The 19,536-nt window shown below is 30.6% G+C and carries 18 protein-coding genes; 1 reads left to right on the top strand and 17 read right to left on the bottom strand.

Annotated features, from left to right (window positions below; all coding sequences use genetic code 11):
* Positions 1-57: 57 nt before the first annotated feature.
* The 9 genes from AC1XJX_RS05480 to AC1XJX_RS05440 all read right to left on the bottom strand — a co-directional run bounded on the left by AC1XJX_RS05480 (position 58) and on the right by AC1XJX_RS05440 (position 9,254).
* Positions 58-1,539, bottom strand: a complete 1,482-nt coding sequence (locus tag AC1XJX_RS05480) for a cryptochrome/deoxyribodipyrimidine photo-lyase family protein (RefSeq protein WP_482002958.1) — start codon at positions 1,537-1,539, stop codon at positions 58-60.
* The gene (locus AC1XJX_RS05475) at positions 1,529-3,061 is read right to left on the bottom strand and encodes a cryptochrome/photolyase family protein (protein ID WP_482002957.1); all 1,533 of its coding nucleotides are present in this window, start codon (positions 3,059-3,061) and stop codon (positions 1,529-1,531) included. The genes AC1XJX_RS05480 and AC1XJX_RS05475 overlap by 11 nt, the downstream gene beginning before the upstream one ends.
* Entirely contained in the window at positions 3,062-4,372 is a 1,311-nt protein-coding gene (locus AC1XJX_RS05470) for a DASH family cryptochrome (protein ID WP_482002956.1), read from the bottom strand.
* Positions 4,342-4,482 (bottom strand): DUF2256 domain-containing protein, encoded by a 141-nt coding sequence (locus tag AC1XJX_RS05465; protein ID WP_482002990.1) that lies wholly within the window; start codon positions 4,480-4,482, stop codon positions 4,342-4,344. Before AC1XJX_RS05465 ends, AC1XJX_RS05470 begins: the two co-directional genes overlap by 31 nt.
* Positions 4,478-5,908 carry an SDR family oxidoreductase gene (locus AC1XJX_RS05460; RefSeq protein ID WP_482002955.1) on the bottom strand — a complete coding sequence of 477 codons (1,431 nt, stop codon included), beginning with the start codon at positions 5,906-5,908 and terminating at the stop codon, positions 4,478-4,480. The genes AC1XJX_RS05465 and AC1XJX_RS05460 overlap by 5 nt, the downstream gene beginning before the upstream one ends.
* 9 nt (positions 5,909-5,917) lie before the next feature.
* Positions 5,918-6,535 carry a flavin reductase family protein gene (locus AC1XJX_RS05455; RefSeq protein WP_482002954.1) on the bottom strand — a complete coding sequence of 206 codons (618 nt, stop codon included), beginning with the start codon at positions 6,533-6,535 and terminating at the stop codon, positions 5,918-5,920.
* Complete coding sequence (locus AC1XJX_RS05450) at positions 6,535-7,845, bottom strand: ABC1 kinase family protein (protein WP_482002953.1); 1,311 nt, start codon at positions 7,843-7,845, stop codon at positions 6,535-6,537. The genes AC1XJX_RS05455 and AC1XJX_RS05450 overlap by 1 nt, the downstream gene beginning before the upstream one ends.
* 9 nt (positions 7,846-7,854) lie before the next feature.
* Positions 7,855-8,511, bottom strand: coding sequence for a TetR family transcriptional regulator C-terminal domain-containing protein (locus AC1XJX_RS05445; RefSeq protein ID WP_482002952.1), 657 nt, complete (start codon positions 8,509-8,511; stop codon positions 7,855-7,857).
* Positions 8,512-8,597: 86 nt separating this feature from the next.
* Positions 8,598-9,254, bottom strand: coding sequence for an MIP/aquaporin family protein (locus tag AC1XJX_RS05440; protein WP_482002951.1), 657 nt, complete (start codon positions 9,252-9,254; stop codon positions 8,598-8,600).
* 213 nt (positions 9,255-9,467) lie between these two features.
* Between AC1XJX_RS05440 and AC1XJX_RS05435 the strand changes: the two genes are divergently transcribed.
* Positions 9,468-10,313, top strand: coding sequence for a DUF2911 domain-containing protein (locus AC1XJX_RS05435; protein WP_482002950.1), 846 nt, complete (start codon positions 9,468-9,470; stop codon positions 10,311-10,313).
* A gap of 58 nt (positions 10,314-10,371) precedes the next feature.
* Here the strand turns inward: AC1XJX_RS05435 and AC1XJX_RS05430 are convergent, their stop codons facing one another.
* The 8 genes from AC1XJX_RS05430 to AC1XJX_RS05395 all read right to left on the bottom strand — a co-directional run bounded on the left by AC1XJX_RS05430 (position 10,372) and on the right by AC1XJX_RS05395 (position 19,515).
* Positions 10,372-10,572 carry a helix-turn-helix transcriptional regulator gene (locus AC1XJX_RS05430; RefSeq protein ID WP_482002949.1) on the bottom strand — a complete coding sequence of 67 codons (201 nt, stop codon included), beginning with the start codon at positions 10,570-10,572 and terminating at the stop codon, positions 10,372-10,374.
* Complete coding sequence (locus tag AC1XJX_RS05425) at positions 10,562-10,990, bottom strand: hypothetical protein (protein WP_482002948.1); 429 nt, start codon at positions 10,988-10,990, stop codon at positions 10,562-10,564. The genes AC1XJX_RS05430 and AC1XJX_RS05425 overlap by 11 nt, the downstream gene beginning before the upstream one ends.
* Positions 10,991-11,099: 109 nt before the next feature.
* Entirely contained in the window at positions 11,100-12,080 is a 981-nt protein-coding gene (locus AC1XJX_RS05420; RefSeq protein ID WP_482002947.1) for a Gfo/Idh/MocA family protein, read from the bottom strand.
* Positions 12,064-13,869 (bottom strand): sodium:solute symporter family transporter, encoded by a 1,806-nt coding sequence (locus AC1XJX_RS05415; RefSeq protein ID WP_482002946.1) that lies wholly within the window; start codon positions 13,867-13,869, stop codon positions 12,064-12,066. The genes AC1XJX_RS05420 and AC1XJX_RS05415 overlap by 17 nt, the downstream gene beginning before the upstream one ends.
* 116 nt (positions 13,870-13,985) lie before the next feature.
* The gene (locus AC1XJX_RS05410) at positions 13,986-16,511 is read right to left on the bottom strand and encodes a PIG-L family deacetylase (RefSeq protein WP_482002945.1); all 2,526 of its coding nucleotides are present in this window, start codon (positions 16,509-16,511) and stop codon (positions 13,986-13,988) included.
* A gap of 364 nt (positions 16,512-16,875) precedes the next feature.
* Positions 16,876-17,943: a magnesium/cobalt transporter CorA gene (corA, locus tag AC1XJX_RS05405; protein WP_482002944.1), complete on the bottom strand. Its 1,068-nt coding sequence runs from the start codon at positions 17,941-17,943 to the stop codon at positions 16,876-16,878.
* A gap of 32 nt (positions 17,944-17,975) precedes the next feature.
* Positions 17,976-18,518: a mechanosensitive ion channel domain-containing protein gene (locus AC1XJX_RS05400; protein WP_482002943.1), complete on the bottom strand. Its 543-nt coding sequence runs from the start codon at positions 18,516-18,518 to the stop codon at positions 17,976-17,978.
* 49 nt (positions 18,519-18,567) lie between these two features.
* Complete coding sequence (locus AC1XJX_RS05395; protein ID WP_482002942.1) at positions 18,568-19,515, bottom strand: septum formation inhibitor Maf; 948 nt, start codon at positions 19,513-19,515, stop codon at positions 18,568-18,570.
* Positions 19,516-19,536 lie beyond the last annotated feature (21 nt).

Below are 19,536 nucleotides of genomic sequence, written 5' to 3'. Positions count from 1 at the left end.
TTTAAAAGTAAAAGTTAAACATAATATTTTATTAAAGTATAAGATTTATTTATTGTGCTAAAATTGACTGCTATTTTTTCTAGCAGTGTGCTTTTTTAATATGCGTATACTCTCAGATTTAACTAGTGAATTATTCCTCATATTCCAAAGAATATCGGATGCTTTTTTTCTAGTTGCCTCGAGTTCAACAATTGGATAAGGATAATCAATACCTAATTTAAAATTGTAAAATTGTTGCTCTAAATCAGTCATTAAATAGGGTTGATGCGCAAATGGTATCTCCAAATCTTTTAGTTCTGGTAGCCATTTTTTTATAAAAGTTGCTTCGGGGTCATGCTCTAAACTATTTTTTATGGGGTTATAAATTCGTAACATATTTATTCCAGTTTCACCTGCCTGCATTTGTAATTGCGGGAAGTGAATGCCTGGTTCAAAATCTAAAAACATCTTAGATAAATGTGTAGTGGCTTCTTGCCAAGGTTGCCATAAATTATGGGTAAAGAATGAAACTACTAAAGCTCGCATTCTAAAATTTAAGTAACCAGTTTCGTTTAGGCAGCGCATACAAGCATCAACTAAAGGATAGCCGGTATTACCAGTTTCCCAAGCTTTTTGATAATTTTTTGAGATGCTTTTTTTTAGTTTATGGAACCCTTTATTTAAACTAACCTCTTCCATGCTGTGCTCCATTTCAAATTTTTGAACAAAATGAGATTGCCATCGTAAACGGGACATGAAAGCTTCTAAAGCTTTTTTATTTTTAGATGTTTTTTTTAAATGATAAGCTTCATGGTAAACTTCTCTTATAGATAAATTTCCCCAAGCTAAATAAGGAGATATTCTGCTGCAACTGGTTCTAGCTAATTCTGGTTTAGAAATATTAAACATATAATCGACATAGCGTTCTTTAAAAAATGAAGCTAAGTACTTTAAACCCATTGTTCTTCCGCCTTTTTGAAATGGCGTATTTAAATCAGTTTTTAAATCTGTTACTTTAAAATTTTGTTCTAGTTTTTCTATGTCTTGAATAGAGAGTAATTGATTTTCTGCTGGTAAAAAGGGTAGTGGTTCAATTTCAAAAAAAGCATCACATAATTCCATCCACTTTTCTCGATTTTTTAAACCTCGATGTACGCCATTGTTAATGTTTTCATGCCAATTAATAAGATTATTTTTACAGAACCTTTTAAAAGATTTATCTCTATCAAAAGTTATTAAAACTCCCGTTTCTTGATGTGAATAAACATCTTTTATGTGATACTTAGTTAATAATTGATTTATTGTTGCTATTATATCTGAGTTTACAGCTAAAATTTTTGAATTATAAGGCAATAACTCCTTATTTAAATCTTTAATAGATTGCTTAATAAAATCCCAGTGTCTTTTACTGTAATGCGAATCGTTAATTAATAGCTGTTCAAACACGTAAAGTAACAATACAGGTTTACCTGATGATAATGCCTTGTGAATAGCTTCATTATCCTGCAAACGTAAATCACGCTTTAGCCAAACAATATGTACATTAGGTTTAATATTCATTAGGATTCTCTATAATATGTTTTGCTTTTTCTTTTATGTTTTGCAGCTCTTTTTTGTCAATTTTATCAAGCAAGTTATACATTATGCCCATTCTAAAATTAGTACCTAATTGTTCTCGTTTATCATCAAGAAAATTCCAATATAGGCTATTAAAGGGGCAAGCATCTTTTTCTGTTTTTGTGTTTTTATTATAGTGGCAATTAGAACAATAGTTACTCATTTTATTGATGTAAGAGCCTGATGATACATAAGGTTTCGTGGCTATTTTTCCACCATCTGCAAATTGGCTCATCCCTCTAGTATTGGTAAGTTGTACCCACTCAATAGCATCAATATAAATACCTAAATACCAAGCATCAACTTCCTCTGGATTTGTTTGAGTTAGTAACGCATAATTTCCGGTAACCATTAAACGCTGTATATGATGCGCATAGCTATTCTCAATAGAATTGGTTATGGCATGTTTTAAACAATTCATTTTTGTTTTTCCTGTCCAGTAAAAATCAGGAAGCTTATTATGGTTTTTTAGTTCATTTTTTTCTTTGTATTCGGGCATCAAAGCCCAATACATACCTCGCATATATTCACGCCATCCTATAATTTGTCTTATAAAACCTTCAACTTGAGAAATGTCGATGTTATCATTTTGTTTTTTATAGTAGTTCATTACAGAAATTACAATATCTTTTGGTGAAATCAATTTCAAATTCATTGCAAATGATAATCTTGAATGAAATAGATAGTTTTCATCTGTATGCATGGCATCTTGATAATCGCCAAAATGAATAAGTAAATACTCGCAAAAATATTTTAGCTGTTCTAATGCCTGAACTCTCGTTATGGGGTATTCAAAGTTTTTAGTTTTGATTATCCCAATGGTTTCAATTTCTGCTTTTTCAATATCCTTTAATACTTGTGTAGTGTCATTTTTAAAAGACTTAAAAGCTGGTATTTTAATATCTCCTTTCCATTTATTTCTGTTGCTTTTATCAAAATTCCATTTTCCGCCCTCAGGCTGATCGCCAATCATTAAAATATCATGTTTTTTTCGCATATCTCGATAGAAATTTTCCATGAGGTATTGCTTTTTGCCTTTGAAAAATGTACCTAAATCATTGCGATTGGTATAAAAATGCTCAGCAGAAACAACGTCTGTTTTAATTTGTAATGATTTACAAAAATCAACTAATTGTTTGTCTAATCGATATTCATCAGGGAATATGTATTCAAAACATTCGATGTGGTTGTCTTTAATTAATACTGAAAGATTATTTGTTAATTTTTGAGTATTTTTTTTATCATTAATTTTCAAATAAATTACTTGATGTCCTTTATTTTTTAAATCTTGAGAAAACTGACGCATTGCAGCAAAAAAACCAATAACTTTTTGAATGTGATGTTTTACATAATCGGTTTCTTGTTTCATTTCAAAAAGGCAATACACCACATCATCATTAGTTTGTTTAAACCAAGAATGTTTGATGTTTAGTTGGTCGCCTAATATGAGCCTCAATGTTTTCATTTAAAAAAGTGTTTCTTGTAACCATGTTTTTTGAAACTTATCAAGGCTATCATAGTTTTTAGCTTGTAAGTCCACATTAAATTTTCTATCTCTAGGGTCGTTTCCTACACCAGACACATACATCCAATTCCCATAATTGCTATGTACATCATAATCAATAAGCATAGATTCAAAATAAGCAGCGCCAACTCTCCAATCAAGTAACATATCTTTGGCAAAAAACGAAGCCACATTTTGCCTACCTCGGTTACTCATCCATCCTGTTTTTTTAAGTTCTATCATATTGGCGTTAACAAACGTGGATTTGGTTTCTCCGTTTATCCATTTTTGAATTTGGGATTCATCCAATTTCCAGTGATATTTTTCATTTAGTATACCGCCAATTTTAAAAATATTATTTTGATGTTTAAGTGAAATATATTTAAAATAGTCACGCCAAATCAATTCAAAAATGAGCCAATAAGTAGAATCATTTTTATGATATTCATTTTCAAAATTTACGATTTCCCAATAAATAGTTCTAGCAGAAATACTACCATTTGCTAACCAAGCTGAGAATTTCGAGCTATAATCAATACCAAGTAATCCGTTTCTTGTTTTTTTATAAACTCCAAGTTTTTTGGTTTCAAAAAAGTAATGTTTCAGCCTTTTTAAAGCATCCGTTTCACCACCTTTAAATGGGAACGCTGTTTTTACATGTATTTCAAAATTCTCAAAACCTAAATCTTTTAAGGTTGGGATTGTGGTTTTATTTTGAATACTTTTTATTTTTTCGGATGAATCATTTTTTATGGAAGGCCTAATCATAGTGTTTTTCTCTACGATTTTCCTAAAGTTTGTAAATACTTGTGGAATTTCCGAAACCGACATGTTGATATCTTCTGGATGATATAGAAATTGATCGAAAATCTCGATAAATTTTACATTTTCTGGTAAATAAGATTTTGCGTTTTTATAAACATCTGTTTCTTCGCTAGTCCATTCTTTTTGAAAATAAATGGATTGTATGTTATACGCTTCAGTCAATTTAAAAAGAAGGTCTTCTGGTTTGTCGAAGTATACAAAAAGTTCAATATTAAGTTCTTGTAGATTTTTTCTTAAATCATGAATAGTTTCAATTAAAAACTTTGCTCTGTATTTTTCGGTTTTTTTAAAACCAAAAGCTGAATTTTCAAAATGTCTAGGATCAAAAAAATAACACGAAATAACTGATTTATGACTTGTGATAGCATTATTTAACACTCTATTATCTTGCACTCTCAAATCGTTTCTAAACCAAACTAATCCTGTGGTGTTTTGTTTCTCCTGCATTTTTCACTACAATATTTTACATTTTCCCAATTTTTTCCCCATTTTTTTCTCCAGCTAAATGGTAAGTTGCATGTTATACATATTTTTTGAGGTAAATGCTGTTTTTTAATTTTTGACATCTACTAATTTATTAATCATGCCTTTAAAAATAAACCCATGAAACGGTAATACACTATACCAATATATGCGTCCCCAAAGACCACGAGGTCTAAAAGTAGCCGTTTGCTTAAGCATATTATCTTCAATTTTAAACTCTAACCAAGCTTCACCGGGTAATCGCATTTCTGCATAAAGAAGTAGTTTTTTTTCCTTTTTATCTGCAAAAATTACCCTCCAAAAATCTAAAGCATCTCCTGTGTGTAGTTCGGTTGGACTTGTTCTCCCTCTTCTTAAACCAATTCCACCAAAAAGTTTATCTATGTAACCTCTTAGTTTCCATAAAAATGTACCATAATACCAGCCAGTAGAACCGCCAATTCTCCAAATTTTATCAATAGTTTTATTAGCATCTTTAACCTCTTTAGTTTTATAATCTTTAAAGCAACCGTATTTAGGTACATTAATGTATTTATGTAAATTATTACGTAATGTACCACTACTAATCATGGAATCTTTCCAACTAGAAATTATACTATTTTGTTCTATTTTCTCAAAGGCTAGTTTAACAGCTTGTTTATATGTTAATGGATTCACACCAAGTTTTTTATTGATATCACTTGGTTTTCCAATAATCTGAATTCCCATGCTATCAACTAAAGAAGACGCTAGTTTGTATGAAGTAGATGTTACAAAATACAACCAATATGACGATAATTTTGTTGTCATTACAGGAACTGTTAAAATGTAACGTTTTAAATTTCGAACTTCTGCAAATTGAAGGAGTAACTCTTTGTAGGTTAAAATTTCTGGACCAAAAACATCATATTTTTTGTTAAATAAATTCTCGTTTCCAACTGCTCCATATAGAAAGGATAAAACATCTCTTACAGCTAGTGGTTGTGTTTTTGTATTTAACCATTTTGGAGCTATCATAAAAGGAAGTTTTTCAACTAAATCTCTAATAATTTCAAATGAAGAACTTCCTGAACCTACAATAATTCCTGCTTTAAAGATTGTAGTTGCATATTTTTTTGAAGCTAAAATATCTTCAACATTTTTTCTAGAGCGTAAATGTTTAGATAGCTCCTTTTCGTTAGTAATGCCACTTAAATAAATTACCTGTTTCGTATTGGTAGTTTCAATATAATTTTTAAAATTTATAGCACATGCTTCTTCAAGTGATTCAAAATTATTTGAAGAATTAGACATTGAGTGAATTAAATAATAAGCAACATCAATATTTTTTGGAATATTATTTAGTGTTTCAGGTTTTAAAAAATCAACTTCAACCACCTCAATTAATTCTTCTTCTAAGTAACTTTTATCAGCACGCAATTTATCTCTAATAGCACAAACTACATGATTACCTTCATTGACAAGATACGGTATAAGCCGTTTACCAATGTAACCAGTAGCTCCTGTAACAAGAATAGTCATTTTTAAGAATTAAGATTTCGGTCTTTGATAACCAAAACGAATTTTATTTTCCGGAATCGAATAACCGTCTAATCCATTTATTGCTGCTATTTCAGCCTTAGGAAGATTTACAAATCCATCATTTTCTATTAATTCATCATTAATATATAAACCTATTATTTTACCAATAACTAGGATGGTATTATTTGCCTTAATGTCATATTCTTCAACAAATTGCATTGCCATTTTAATTGGAGTATCTTTTACAAATGGCGCATAAAAATCATTTATGTATTCTGAAATTAAATTTGTGACATCAAATTCTGAAATAGAACTATCATATTTTGCAGATGTGTGGTGAGCATCTTCAAGAATACTTTTGTGGATGTGATTAATTGTATAAAAACCTGTTTCTTTAAGGTTTTCGTAGGTATTTCTTATAACCGTATTTGGCCGTAAAAAAAAACCTAACATTGCTGGACTGGAACCTATGTGAGTAACAGAACTAAATACAGCCACATTTTCAATACCGTTAGCAGATTTTGTGCCAATCAAATTTGCTGATTTATAACCGGAACAACAATTTATAAGGTTAATTTTATAAATATGTTCAAGGTTTTGTATAGCTTCTTCACTAAAATAAGTCATTATAAGCTTTTGAAATTATTAATTTTAATATGTTGAGCTTTTAAATCAAACATTAAATTGTATAGCCCGAAGAAGGTTCTATTTATATAGATAAAATGTTTAGAACCTCTATTGGCATTCATCTTTTTTAAATCTGTACTTTTTGAGTATCGCTCACCCAATTCAGCTATTTTTCCAAAAAAATCAACATTTGAAAAATCAAAAACTTCTGAATGAAAAGGTTGTGTAAATAAGCTTAACATTTCGAGGAACATGTTGGTGAAAAACTCTAATTCTTCTTTACTATCATCATTTCTTAATATTTCAAGCTCATATAACTTAGATGTAAAATGATTACTATCATTAATAATCTCCTTCTTAGCTAACTCAAAATAAGGTGTGTAAAATTCCATAGGAATGGATTTCATACATCCAAAATCTAAAGCTATTAATTCTCCTTCTTCTGATATTAAAAAGTTTCCAGGATGTGGGTCTGCATGTACTTTTTTAAGTGTATGAATTTGAAACATATAAAAGTCCCAAAGTGCTTGCCCTAATTTATTTGATTTTTCCTGATTTGTATTATAAGCTGTAAATTCTGAAAGATGCTCACCTTCCATATAATCCATAGTAATTATTCTTTCTGATGATAAATCTTCGTAATAAATTGGAAATTTTAAGTTAGGAATGTGTTTACAAGCTAAAGCAATTTCTTTACTTTGTTCAACTTCTAAAATATAATTTGTTTCTTCAACTAATTTGTTTTCAACCTCTTTAAAATATTTATCAGAATCTTTACCTTTTATATTAAACATACTCATTGCAATAGGTTTTACCATAGCTAAATCTGAAGCAATACTTTCCGCAACTCCTGGGTATTGGATTTTCACAGCAAGTTTTTTCCCATTTTTTTCTGCTATATGCACCTGACCGATGCTGGCAGCGTTTACAGAAGTTGCGTTGAAAGTATCGAATAATTCATTTGGGTGTTCTCCAAAATATTTTTTAAATGTTTTTATAACTAGTGGTGGTGATAATGGTGGTACAGAAAATTGTGCTAACGAAAATTTCTCTACATATGCTTGTGGCAAAATGCTTTTTTCCATACTTAGCATTTGTGCTACTTTTAAAGCACTTCCTTTTAGTTGCTTTAAACCATCATAAATATCAGAAGCGTTACTTTTATTTAGACGTTCCTTTGCCTCTATTTCTGTATTTATTATTTTGTCGCCATAATATTTTAAATAATTCACACCAACTTTAGCTCCTGTAGAAACTAATTTACTAGCACGTTGAATTTTTGAAGTAGGTATTTTATCTATGGTTTTCATTAATATATATTAGTTCATTTGAAATTTTTCTTTGAATAAGAATTTCCCAAGATCTATGACACTTTTAAGAGGTGCAATATCTAAAACATCAAAACTTGTATTAACAGACTTCTCAATAAATATGTCTGTTTTCTCAAATGATGAAGAGGTATCGTCTAACCAGAATTTTATAGTTAATAACAATTGAAACCAAGCAGTTTCTTTTAAAGTTTTTTCTTGAATTTTTTCAATTTGTGCTTGCTTAACATCTAACATTTGTATTTCTAAATCTCCAATGTAATTGGTGAAATGTTGTTTTAAAACAGATAGTGTTTGCAAACCCTTTAAATTATTTTTATATTTATAAAGCACATGTTTAACATAACTTCTATTGGCTGTTAAATTCTCAAAAAAAGTGAAATAAAAGCTTAATAGTTTATTTCTTGAATCAAAAATTTTGTAATCTTCGCTTTTATGAAGTGTTTCTATTGAGTTTGTTAGAAATGCTTCAAAAATACCTTTCTCAACAGCTTCGAATGATGAGAAGTGTTCGTAAAATTTAACTTCCTCAAAATTATTTATTTTAGAAAAAACAAATACAGATTTTGGGTTTTGGTCATATTCTAAAACATATTCCATGTAAAATGAAATGATGTCATTTTTGGTAATTGTTTTTTTCTTTGCCATAAGTTTTAAATTTACGGTAAAGATACAAAACGTTTAACTAATTACTATAATTGTTAAACAAAATAAATTTAAACTTTAAGTTAAATTTAACAACACTGGTTGTCTTTAACTAATTTGCAGCTTGACACAGCACTAATAGCACCTAATATAGGAGCGGTAATATAAAGCCATAAATATTGGAAATTACCTGTAAAAAGGGCAGGGGCGATAGAGCGAATAGGATTCATTGAAGCTTTTGTTATGGGACCAGCAAACATAGCCTCTAAAAGTATAACACCACCAACTGCTACAGCAGCCATTGATCCAATTTCTTTACTACCTGTTGATACATTAATAATAACTACCATCAAAAAAAAGGTAAGTATAAATTCTAAAATAGCTGCTTTGTATGAAGGAAAACCATCTTTAGGTGTAGTTTCTCCTAAAAATTGGCTTTCGGGAAATAAAATACATAAAACAAAAATGGCTAAAATCGCTCCAATGGCTTGCGCTAAAATATATGATGGCACTTTTTTCCATGAGAATTTTTTTGCAAAAGCAAAACCTATAGTTACTGCAGGGTTAAAATGTGCTCCAGAAACTTCTCCAAAGGCATAAATCATCGCCATTACTATAAGACCCCAGGTGATTGCTACCCCAACATGTGAAATGCTATTATTGGTTATTTCGTTAATAGTCATGGCACCACAACCACAAAATATCATAGCAAATGTTCCTAAGGTTTCGGAGTAAAATTGTTTCATATTTTAACTTGTTTTCGTTAAGGATTTGAGTGGTATCATTTTGCTTTTTTTTGCAAAATATATAGTGTAAAGTCCGACCATTTTAGTAACGTTAAAAAAAATATTTTGAACAAATATACAATACCTTATTTTATGGTTTGGTTAACATTTAAAGAAATTTGTATCCGTAATTTTATGCAAACATAAAACTTAAATTATTTAACACTTTTTAAAATGAAAAAACTACTATTACTATTATTAGCATTTGGTACGATGGGTACTGTAAATGCTCAGATTTTAACACCTGCACCAAGTCCTGCTTCTAAAATGGAACAAATGGTAGGTTTAACTACTGTGAGTTTAGATTACTCGCGCCCAAGTATGAAAGGGCGAACTATTTTTGGTCATTTAGTGCCTTTTGGAAAATTATGGAGAACTGGTGCTAATGCAAGAACAAAAGTAACTTTTAGTACCGATGTGGTAGTAGATGGAACTACTCTTAAAGCTGGAACGTATGCCATATTTTCTGTTCCTGCAGTTGATACTTGGGATATTATTTTTTACACTGAATTTGAAGGTGGAGGTGCTCCAGCTAACTTAGATGAAACTAAAGTGGCTGCTAGAGTTAAAGCTGAAGTAAATAAGTTTCCTTTTGATGTAGAAACTTTTACAATTGATATTAATAATATAACTACCAACGGTGCTACTTTAGATATAGTTTGGGAGAAAACAGCTGTTGGAGTGCCATTTACTGTGCCTACAGATGATATTGTTTTGGCTAGTCTTAAAAAAGTAATGAATGGACCAACTGCAAATGATTATTACAGTGCTGCTGTTTATTATGCTACTACAGATAAAGATATTAAGCAAGCAAAAGAATGGATGGATAAAGCTATGTCTATGGTTGAAAAACCTGCTTATTGGCAATTAAGACAACAATCGTTAATTTATGCTAAAGCTGGTGATAAAAAAGCAGCTATTGAAACTGCTAAAAAATCTTTAGCTGGTGCTGAAATAGCTGGAAATGCTGATTATGTTAAAATGAATAAAGATTCCTTGAAAGAGTGGGGAGCTATGTAGTTTCTGGATTACAAAATAAAAAAAACGCAACCAATTTTAGTTGCGTTTTTTTATGGAGTTAATCTTCATCATCTAAAAAGAAAATTTCTTCTACTGGCTTTTTAAAGAGTTTGGAGATTTTAAGTGATAGAACTGTAGATGGTACATATTTATTTTTTTCCATGGCATTGATTGTTTGCCTACTAACACCTATTTTATTAGCTAAATCTGCTTGTGTCATATCAAATATGGCACGTTGTACTTTAATATTATTCTTCATCGCTATCAGATTTTAGTTTTAAAAAATTAAATCGAATGATGAAGAAAATTAATGGCGTAAACATATTGTAAACTAAAACGGTAAAAAAGTTGTCTTCGTAAATAAATATCACTGTGAGTAATAAAACTACATAGTTTAGTATAATAGCCCAAACCAAGGAATCGTTTCGGAGTTTGTAAATAAACTCATCTTCAATTTTTTCTTTAGTGAATCCTACCAAAAGACCACCAAATATGATGAGAATACATATAATTTCATCTAAAAATTCAAACCCTAAATTATCAATAAAATTAAAATCGAATAAAGCGTCTTCTTCAAAATCAAAAATTTGTAATACCAGACCTAATAGTATGCCTAAAATAAAAAGTACCCATCCAATTTTTTTGTACTTGTTTGGTAATAAATAATGTGTTTTCATTTGTTCGTTTTATAATTGATTAATATGATTGATTTTTCAAAAGTAAAACAAACTTTACATATAGACAAATAAAATTAACTTAAAGACTCAAGAACTATACTTTTAAGATTTAGTAATGAAGGTTAATAAGGTTTCTAACATCATCTAATAGACTGATAAGATTTTTACTAAAATCGAAAGTCATGATATCGCTTTCTTTTTTGCCCTCTCGAAGAAGCTTATTAAAATGAAGTATTTCGTAGTTATACCCAATGGTTTTGTAATTGAAATCTTTGATATCTTCTTTTCCATCTTTTATGATTGACAAAGTAGCAGGACTGTGAAACATTCTATTAATTTTAATAGTTGCTAATTCACACTTAAAAATAGCCTCGCAGGGTAAATTTTCAAGGAGTGAAGCAGTCAATTTTGCCTTGATATTGTTATCATAATTAAAAACCATTTCACAAGAAGAGTCTGCACCATTATCAAAAAATGTGGCATTTGCCTCTATACTTTGTGGCTTACCTATGGTTGAAAGTGCTGCAAATATCGGGTAAATACCTATATCTAATAAACTACCACCGCCAAGTTCTTTTTTAAATAGTCTAGCTTCACCATCAAAATCTCTGTAAAACCCAAAACTGGCTTCCATATTTAACAGGTCACCATAGGTTTTATGTTTTAAAGCATCAACTACAAATTGATAATGTGGTAAAAAATAAGTCCACAAGGCTTCAATCAATAAGGTGTTATTCTTTTTTGCAGAAGCTATCATGTCTTTTACCTCGATAGCATTCATTGCAAAAGGTTTTTCACATAAAACAGCTTTACCTTTATTTAGGCAAAGTATGGTGTTTTCTTTATGTAAAATATGCGGAGTTGCTATATAAACAGCCTCAATAAAGGGATCGTTTACTAAATCTTCATAACTAGAATAGGCCTTTGTTGCATCATATTTATTGGCAAAATCAGTTGCTTTTTCTTGCGTTCTTGAAGCTACAGCATACAATTTAGTATGCTCTAGCTTTATTAAATCTTGTGCAAATTTATGAGCAATAGAACCTAACCCAATAATACCCCAATTGATTACTTTATGATATTTTGACATTTTCTTTTTGTATTAATTGTATTAAAAGCGCAGTAACTATTACTAAAATACAGCCAAATAAATTTAGCCATAAATAAGGCATCCAATTAAACCACCAACCAACAATTACTATAATTTGAGTAATGATAGCAGCCAAAAAAACAGCATTTCCTTTTACAAATTTTATGAAGAATGCTAAAAGGAATATACCTAAAACATTCCCGTAAAATATAGATCCGATTATGTTTACTAGTTGAATTAAATTTTCAGCAAGATTTGCAAAACAAGCAATAACAATAGCAATTAACCCCCAAATAAATGTAAATATTTTAGTAGCCTTTACCATATGATCATCATCCTTTTCTTCCTTTAAATTTCGACCATATAAATCAATCGAAGTTATGGTAGCTAAAGCATTAATTTCAGAGGCTGTTGAAGACATGGCTGCACTTAAAATAACAGCAAGTAGGAGTCCAATAAGGCCTTTTGGTAAATATTTTAGTATAAACGAAATAAACATATAATCTCTGTCATTCGTTTCGGTGTCTTTAGCAGCTGCTTTGTATAAGGTATTCAGCGCTTCCTTTTTTTCTTTGTAAACTGCACTATATACCTCAAATGTATTTAATTCAGCATTTAGTTTATCATAGGAGTTTGCATAAGAGGTGTCAATAGCTCTTTTGATTAAATATTTTGATTGTAAGCGGTGAGATTTATCAATACTATCTAAAACAAATAAATCTTTACGTAAACTTTCGTTTTCACTATTTGAAAGTTGAATACTTAATTCTTTTTTTCTGTTGAATAACTTATTTTGTTCTTCTTGAAGTTCTTGATATTGTTTAGAATACTCTGAGGCTAAGACCTTATTAGTTGAAGCATCTATAAAATTTAATGGTGCTGGATTAAATTGATAAAATACAAAAACCATAACACCTACTATTAAAATAAAAAATTGCATGGGCACTTTTAATAAACCATTAAAAATTAATCCCATTTGCATCTCTTTTTTTGATTTCCCTGAAAGATAGCGCTGTACCTGACTTTGATCAGTACCAAAATAAGCTAAAGCCAAAAAAGTACCTCCTATTAATCCAGACCAAACCGTATATCTGTTTTCCAAATCAAATGAAAAATCTAAAACTTCCATACGGCCATTAGCACCTGCAATATCTAAAGCTTTTGTAAAAGAAACATCTTCAGGAATTAAAGTTAAAATCACAACTAAAGCTGCTAACATACCAGCAAAAATGACGAACATTTGTTGTTTTTGAGTTACGGTTACTGCTTTCGTACCTCCAGAAACGGTGTAGACAATGACGAGTAAACCAATAATAATGTTTAGGGTTATAATATTCCAACCTAAAACAATTGATAAAATTATGGCAGGTGCAAAAATGGTGATGCCTGCAGATAACCCTCGTTGAATTAAAAATAAAATGGCAGTAAGACTTCTGGTTTTTAAATCGAAACGATTTTCTAAAAACTCATAAGCTGTATAAACTTTTAAGCGATGATAGAGCGGAATAAAAACCATACAAATAACTACCATGGCTATAGGTAAGCCAAAGTAAAATTGAACAAATCCCATGCCATCAGAAAAAGCTTGTCCTGTAGTAGATAAAAAAGTTATAGCGCTGGCTTGAGTTGCCATAACCGATAAACCTATAGTCCACCATTTTGAGGTATTGCCACCTTTTAGATAATCTTGCACGCTTGTGCTATTCCTGGTTTTCCAAGTACCATAGCCAACAATTGTTAATAAGGTGGCTATAAGTACTGCCCAATCTATCCAATCTAAAGTTTGCATGATTTAAAAGGCTTGCATGATTAGATAAAATATAATGATATAAATGGCATTTGTAATTAAAACTATGGAGTAGAGTTTTAACCAAGGTTGTTTTTTTTCATGGTCTTCAGTCATCTTTAATCGTTTAGTTTAGCTTCTAGTTTAAGATTTTCTTTACCAATAGAAAGCATATTTGCAAATAAGCGGTAAGCGCCAGATACACCTTCTGGGAACTCTCTAAAAAAGCTCAAACCTGTATAAATATAATAACCTTTACCATGTTTTGCAACCAAAAGACTACCATCTTTTGGGGTTTCATCTTTATCATTCATTGAAAGAATAGGGGTAAACGCCTCAGACCAACTATCTGGAAAATATAAACCACGTTCTTGCGTCCAGCCTTCAAAATCTTTTTTGGTAATGGTATTTGGGGAGTTTAATATCTCGTGATTAGGATTTAAAAAACGTACTTCCGAATTCTCATCAGTTACACGATCTCTCGATAATTTCAAATCGTAAGGTGCTAAATTATCAACCTGTAAACCACGACTTGTATTATATTGCACAATCATATTACCGCCATTGGCAACAAAATCAAACAATTGTTGTTGCTTAAACTTTAAAGTTTCTAGTGTGTTGAATGCTCTAATACCAACTACAATAGCATCTAAATTACTTAAATTTTCACCGTTAATTTCTTCGGGTTCTAAAATTCTTACGTTATATCCAATTTGCTCTAAACTTTCAGGTACCACATCGCCAGCACCTTGTATATAACCAATGTTATCACCTTTCTTTTTAATATCTAAACGTACAATTTTAGACTCACTTGGTAATAAAACTGTTTGGAAAGGAATGTGCTCATAACCAATCTCAATAAGTTCTTTGGTATAAACGCTATCGTCAATATGCACCATAGGCGTTATCAATCCTTCACTTTGATTTTTGGGAGGAATAATCGTGAAAACGAGTGTTTGTTCTTCTCCTTTATTTTTAATCTCAATTTTTTGTTTTTCAGGATACACACTCCATTCTTTAGGATGTGCAATATCAATAAAACCTTGTATATTATTGCGGCCAGATTTCACAACCACTTTAATCTCACGTTGTTTATCGTTATCAAAAATGATTACTTTTTCGTTTATTTTTGCTGATGCCGCAGGTATGATTTCAAAAGGGAGATACAATTCACCTTTATCTGGTTTTGAGTAACGCTGAATGATAACTTTAGTAAACGTTATAGGCACATTATTAATTAAAAGATTGAAATCAATTTTTAAATCTCTAGGCGTTTCAGGTAAGCCAATTAAAGCATCATTTAATACTTTGTACATGCCCAAAGAGCCTTTTTCGCTTAACCAATAAGGTGTTGTAATATTTTGATTTTTATCAATAATTAAACTTTCGTTGAAGCCATATTTTGTGTTTTCTTTTAGCGGGATTTGTTTGATAACTTTTAACCCATTCGAACTCTCAAAACTCTCCAACGTTATATTTTTATTACTACGGTTTAAAACTTCAACATTTAGTTTTATTAACTCACCAGGAGTTGCCCAATTCGTTTCTGCTGAAGCTTCTAAGTACAAACCAGCACACATTTCCATGATGGATTTTAACTGATTTATTTTTTGTGTTTTCCAATGTTCATCTTCTAGCTTATCAATTAATTTATAAGCCTCAAGAAGTTGTGACATGTGTGACGAAGGATTTTTAAAATTAAAATTGTTTTCTAATTCATATAAAATATCTCCAATAGCTTTACCGCCTTTTACACGGTTCCAGCTGGTATCGATTCCTGCAAAAACATCATTATCACCTAATAAAGGTGCTCCTTTTAAAAATTCGATGTATTCGTTTTGAGAGCCACGTTGTGCTAACCTTCCAAAACCTTGGCATAAATGCTGGCTACTGGCTAAGGATGCTACCTCGTTGTTTGATAATCCTTTTATAGGATAATACACGCCAACATCAAAACTTATTAAATTACTTTTATCAGCTTTTTCAAAATTTTCTTCACTTCCAAAAAACCACCAACCTGTGTTAAAAAAAATACGTTTAGGCTGCCATACATTCACTTTTTTTAGTTGCTCTTGATACGCCTCTTTATTATTAACTAAATCAAAAGCCTCCATACTTAACATGGCAGAACTTGTGTGATGTCCGTGTGTAGAGCCAGGTGTTCTGTGATCAAATCTATTAATAATCACATCTGGTTTAAACTTTCTAATGGCTAAAACCACATCGCTTAAAACTTGCTCTTTATTCCAAATACTTAAGGTTTCATCAGGATGTTTAGAATAACCAAAATCGTTGGCTCTAGTAAATAGCTGTTCGCCACCATCAACACCTCTTGCAGCCAATAATTCTTGCGTTCTAATAACTCCTAAAAGTTCTCTAATTTCTGGACCAATAAGATTTTGACCGCCATCACCTCGAGTTAATGATAAATAAGCAGTTCTTGCTTTTTCTTGGTTAGCCATGTAGGAGATTAACCTCGTGTTTTCATCATCTGGATGTGCAGCTACATACAGTACTGAACCTAAAAAATTTAGTTTTTGAATAGATTCGTAAATCTCTGAAGATGCAGGGGTTTTTGGTTTTTGTGCTTGTGAAAATGATGTAGTTAAAAGACCTATAAATATTAAAAATAAACGTTTATTCATGTTTTTGGTTTAGCTAAAAACCAAATATAAAAAAGAAACCAACGATTATCTTGGTTTTAGTTTTTATTTAACGCTTGATGTTGAATGCTATTTGTTTTTTAGCTCGTTTAACGTCAAGATATGAAATCGTTTTATTGTTTTATATCTAATAATAAACGAATTTAGTTGTTTTTTCTGACTAAATCAATTGATAAATAGCTTAGCGGTTACAAATTTGCAACCTGTTTGCTTACTAATGGTTTTGTAAGGTTGCAAGTTTGTTTTTTTTGTTTGCGTTAAGGATAGTAGCGGCATCCTTTTTTGAGGTACGAAAAAAAGATGCATCGGATAGCCTGACCTTAAGGTAACGCAAAAAAATGATTGTTTATAACCACTTTTTTCTTTTAAAATAGAGTAGCATCCCTAAAAATATCACAATCATAACGCCCCAAAGGACGAAATAGGCGTTTTTGTATTTTAGTTCTGGGATGTATTCGAAATTCATGCCATATACACCTGCAATAAAGGTTAACGGGATAAAAATGGATGCCATTATGGTAAGTACTTTCATGACTTCGTTCATTTTATTGCTAATGGTTGTCATGTACATATCCATTAAACTCCAAATCATTTCACGGTATATGTCAATGTTTTCTGAGACTTGTATTAAATGGTCGTAAATATCCCGGTAGTAGGTGTGTGTTTTTGGATCGACAAGCGCACTTTCGTTTTTTTCTATCCGGTTTAGCACTTCGCGTAGTGGAAAAATGGCGCGACGTACGCGTAATATTTCGCGTTTTAAATCTTGAATTTCTTTGCTGATATCTTCTTTAACATTGCCTGAAAATATTTCGGTTTCGAAGTCTTCAATTTTGTCACCTAAAATTTCTATAACACTAAAATAATGGTCTACAACGGCATCAATTAAAACGTAAAGTAAATAATCGGACTTCATGGAGCGTACACGCCCTTTGGCATGTCTAATGCGCTCTCTAACAGAATCAAATACATCCCCTTCAGATTCTTGAAACGATAAAACGTAATCTTTACCTAATATAAAACTTACTTGTTCTGAGACTATTTTTTCGTTAGCATCATAATACAACATTTTTAAGACTACAAAAAGATAATCATCGTACTCATCAATTTTTGGACGCTGTGAGATGTTAACTATATCTTCAAGTACTAAAGGGTGTAACTCGTAATGTTCTCCAATTTTTTCGATGGCTTTTACGTGGTTTAAACCATTTATGTTAATCCAAGTAATAGAGCCTTCTTCAAAATCAAAACATTCTTCAACGTTGGTAAGTTCTTTTTCAACAACGTAATCTTTCGTGTAATCGAATGCTTCTATAAATAATTTTTGATTAGATTTTTCTCCAGTATATATAACGCTGCCAGGTATTTGACCTACTTTTTTTTTGGATTTTTGGCTTCTTATTTTTTTAGACATTTGTAGCATTATTATATAAATATATGTAATATTTATACAGCATCACTACCATCATCCAAGATATCATCAATCGCATCTTTTTTGATTAGTGTAACTGCTTTTTGTAACATAAGATTGTTTGGATAGGTTACCAAATCACCATTTTCAAGTCGTAAGTGTATTTGAAACGCTCTAATATCTTCAATAATTGCGGTTATGGGGAAATCTTTATCATGTATTTCTATTTTATCTCCTACTTTATAAGGAAAGTTAAAAAACATGATAATACCAGAAGTTATGTTACTTAAAATAGACCATATTGCAAATAAACCAATCCCTATTACAGCAAATACAGAGGAGAAAATAACGGCTAAATCATGAAATTCTGTCCCGAAAACTAAAGCTTCAATTAATATGCCTATAAAAAAAATGGTTACCGTTATGTAACGTCTGATGAGTCTTATTCTGGCATCATTAATATCGTTTCTTTTAGCAATTTTTGTTACTGTAAATTGTGTTATAAATCTTAAAATCAACAATGAAATTATGACTATTAGACTAATAATTAATTCATTTTTGTAGTCGTTTATAAACATAAATATGGTTTGAGGTTTATACAAAGATACATATCATAATTAAATCAGTTTAATTTAAAAGTAGTGTTTCTCTGAGTTTTTCGTCTTCATTATGATTTTTTTGCCAGTAGGGAGATTTTATGGTTTTTAACAAGGTGGCTTTTGTAGTCATCATTTCAAAATTGTCACCAAAACTGCTTGTAGAAGTTTCTGACCATTCAAAAATATCATAGGGGAACTTAGGATTGAATTGTATTGAGATGGTTCTATTTAATTCAGGATAGGAAATGGAATAGGTGTTATTATTTAGTGAAGCTAAAGCTTTATATGGTTTTATATCAATGTGTCTTAATCTTGTATATTCAAATGCGGGGATAATTTCTAAATCGCCTACGGGCAAAGATTTTGGATTGATTCTTATCTGAACCCATAATTCATTTTCTAAAATACTTTTCTTTAAAGTGAAATTTTGATCGCCTTCATTCCCGAAATACGAATGAGAAGTTATTTCAAATTGATCTTTATTATTAAGTTGCGTATATACATGTCCGCACCATTCCTGTACAGAAGCCGATACTTTTAAAGCATGGTAATTATTAGCTATTGGATAAAACGTACTCTGCATAATTGAGTACGGATAAATGCCAGTTAGAAAATTTTTTGTAGCATTTAGTTTTAAAACCGGTATATTTTCAGAACTTCTATAATCAGCTTTAACTTGTTTTTCTGGTAAAAACTCCTCGGTAACATAAACTAAAACAGCGTAACCCACTCTCATTTCGCCATAACGTGCTTGTTGTAATTTATAAGAAGAAATTTCAGCTTCACCAGCATACCAATAGGCTTTAAATTCAGGTGTAAGTTTTACTTTAGTTTTTTTTGGTTCTGTTTCATGCTCTATTTTGCTTTCTATGTTATAACCAACTTCTTTATTTTGTTTTTTACAAGAAGAAAGCACTGTTAATAATACTAGGATAGTATAAAATGAAAGTTTGATTTTAGTAACTTTTTTTAACATGATGGTTTTTTTTATAAAGTT

Source organism: Flaviramulus sp., assembly GCF_982512915.1.
Note: the sequence above shows the minus strand (reverse complement) of the source record. Positions and strands in the feature narration are given on the sequence as shown.